The sequence below is a fragment of the Aromatoleum tolulyticum genome (assembly GCF_900156155.1).
Classification (GTDB): Bacteria; Pseudomonadota; Gammaproteobacteria; order Burkholderiales; family Rhodocyclaceae; genus Aromatoleum; species Aromatoleum tolulyticum.
In genome coordinates this window covers 1-3,177 of record NZ_FTMD01000031.1, presented here as the reverse complement: position 1 = coordinate 3,177, position 3,177 = coordinate 1, and the positions used below count along the sequence as shown (strand labels likewise).

At 54.6% G+C, this 3,177-nt stretch carries 1 rRNA gene; it reads right to left on the bottom strand.

Features of this window, described 5'->3' with window-relative positions:
* Positions 1-32: 32 nt before the first annotated feature.
* Positions 33-2,916: ribosomal RNA gene (locus BW991_RS23395) — 23S ribosomal RNA — on the bottom strand.
* Positions 2,917-3,177 lie beyond the last annotated feature (261 nt).

Genomic DNA, 3,177 nt, shown 5'->3' with positions numbered 1-3,177 from the left:
GCGTGTTGAGTTCGCTGTCGATCCAGGGTTATAGGATCAAGCCTCACGGGCAATTAGTATCGGTTAGCTTAACGCATTACTGCGCTTCCACACCCGACCTATCAACGTTGTGGTCTTCAACGACCCTTCAGGGGGCTCGAGGCCCCGGGGAAGTCTCATCTTGAGGCGAGTTTCCCGCTTAGATGCTTTCAGCGGTTATCTCTTCCGTACTTAGCTACCCGGCGATGCGACTGGCGTCACAACCGGTACACCAGGGGTACGTCCACTCCGGTCCTCTCGTACTAGGAGCAGGTCCTCTCAAACTTCCAGCGCCCACGGCAGATAGGGACCAAACTGTCTCACGACGTTTTAAACCCAGCTCACGTACCACTTTAAATGGCGAACAGCCATACCCTTGGGACCGGCTACAGCCCCAGGATGTGATGAGCCGACATCGAGGTGCCAAACTCCGCCGTCGATGTGAACTCTTGGGCGGAATCAGCCTGTTATCCCCAGAGTACCTTTTATCCGTTGAGCGATGGCCCTTCCATACAGAACCACCGGATCACTATGACCTGCTTTCGCACCTGCTCGACTTGTCGGTCTCGCAGTCAAGCCGCCTTTTGCCATTGCACTATCAGTACGATGTCCGACCGTACCTAGGCGACCTTCGTACTCCTCCGTTACCTTTTAGGAGGAGACCGCCCCAGTCAAACTGCCTGCCATGCACGGTCCCCGACCCGGATTCACGGGCCCAGGTTAGAACCTCAACGACACCAGGGTGGTATTTCAAGGTTGGCTCCACGGCAACTGGCGTCACCGCTTCAAAGCCTCCCACCTATCCTACACAAGTCCCGTCAAAGTCCAATGCAAAGCTACAGTAAAGGTTCATGGGGTCTTTCCGTCTAGCCGCGGGTAGATTGCATCTTCACAAACATTTCAACTTCGCTGAGTCTCAGGAGGAGACAGTGTGGCCATCGTTACGCCATTCGTGCAGGTCGGAACTTACCCGACAAGGAATTTCGCTACCTTAGGACCGTTATAGTTACGGCCGCCGTTTACCGGGGCTTCGATCAAGAGCTTGCACCCCATCACTTAACCTTCCGGCACCGGGCAGGCGTCACACCCTATACGTCCACTTTCGTGTTTGCAGAGTGCTGTGTTTTTAATAAACAGTCGCAGCCACCGATTCTCTGCGGCCCCTTCGCCCTTCGGATGTACTCCTACAAGCTAGTGGGGCATACCTTCTCCCGAAGTTACGGTATCAATTTGCCGAGTTCCTTCTCCTGAGTTCTCTCAAGCGCCTTAGAATTTTCTTCCTGCCCACCTGTGTCGGTTTGCGGTACGGTCGATTTTAGACTGAAGCTTAGAGGCTTTTCCTGGAAGCATGGTATCAATCACTTCGGTCTCGAAGAGACCTCGTCATCACGCCTCGGCTCAGCCCCGCGGATTTGCCTACGGGGCACGCCTACACGCTTAAACCGGGACGTCCAACACCCGGCTGACCTAACCTTCTCCGTCCCCCCATCGCATCTAAAACCGGTACGGGAATATTGACCCGTTTCCCATCGACTACGCATTTCTGCCTCGCCTTAGGGGCCGACTCACCCTGCGTCGATGAACGTTGCGCAGGAAACCTTGGGCTTTCGGCGAGGGTGCTTTTCACACCCTTTATCGCTACTCATGTCAGCATTCGCACTTCCGATACCTCCAGCATCCCTCTCGAGACACCTTCGCAGGCTTACGGAACGCTCCCCTACCATCTCTTACGAGATCCGCAGCTTCGGTTCATGGCTTGAGCCCCGTTACATCTTCCGCGCAGGACGACTCGACTAGTGAGCTATTACGCTTTCTTTAAAGGGTGGCTGCTTCTAAGCCAACCTCCTAGCTGTCTGGGCCTTCCCACTTCGTTTCCCACTTAGCCATGTATTTGGGACCTTAGCTGGCGGTCTGGGTTGTTTCCCTCTTGTCCCAGGACGTTAGCACCCCAGGACTGTCTGCCGTATATCACTTTGCGGTATTCGGAGTTTGCTATCGCGGGGTAGATCGCAGTGACCCCCCCAACGATTACAGTGCTCTACCCCCGCAAGTGTCCGTACGACGCACTACCTAAATAGTTTTCGGGGAGAACCAGCTATTTCCGGATTTGTTTAGCCTTTCACCCCTATCCACAGCTCATCCCCTAATTTTTCAACATTAGTGGGTTCGGACCTCCAGTACCTGTTACGGCACCTTCATCCTGGCCATGGATAGATCATCCGGTTTCGGGTCTACGCCCAGCAACTATGTCGCCCTTATCAGACTCGGTTTCCCTACGCCTCCCCTATTCGGTTAAGCTCGCTACTGAACGTAAGTCGCTGACCCATTATACAAAAGGTACGCAGTCACCCCACAAGGAGGCTCCCACTGTTTGTATGCATGCGGTTTCAGGATCTATTTCACTCCCCTCCCGGGGTTCTTTTCGCCTTTCCCTCACGGTACTGGTTCACTATCGGTCGATCACGAGTATTTAGCCTTGGAGGATGGTCCCCCCATCTTCAGACAGGATTTCTCGTGTCCCGCCCTACTTGTCGCACGCTCAGACCCGCCACCTACTTTTCGCATACGGGACTATCACCCTGTATCGTCGGACTTTCCAGACCGTTCTGCTAAATAGATGGTTTAGTCGTGCAGGCTACTCCCCGTTCGCTCGCCACTACTTGGGGAATCTCGGTTGATTTCTGTTCCTGCGGCTACTTAGATGTTTCAGTTCGCCGCGTTCGCCTCCACACGCCTATGTATTCAGCGCGGGATACTCCCGAAGGAGTGGGTTTCCCCATTCGGACATCGGGGGATCAAAGCTCCATTGCCAGCTCCCCCCCGCTTTTCGCAGGCTTGCACGTCCTTCATCGCCTGTGATCGCCAAGGCATCCACCACATGCACTTAGTCGCTTGATCCTATAACCCTGGACCCTGTTGCCAGGGACCCGTCATAGGCGAACTCACGCTTGTGCGCCGCCATCGACCGCTGGTTCAAAGCGCCGATGACGACAATGCAATCACACAACCCATGTTCAACCTCCGTCTTCACGCGCCGCTGACACAGCGCAACAGAGATTGCACACTTTACTTCTTCCACTTTGTTAAAGAACACTGGCACCAAGGCCTAAGCACTACACACCACCGTGCGTACTGCTTAGCCCTTCACATGAGCCCACC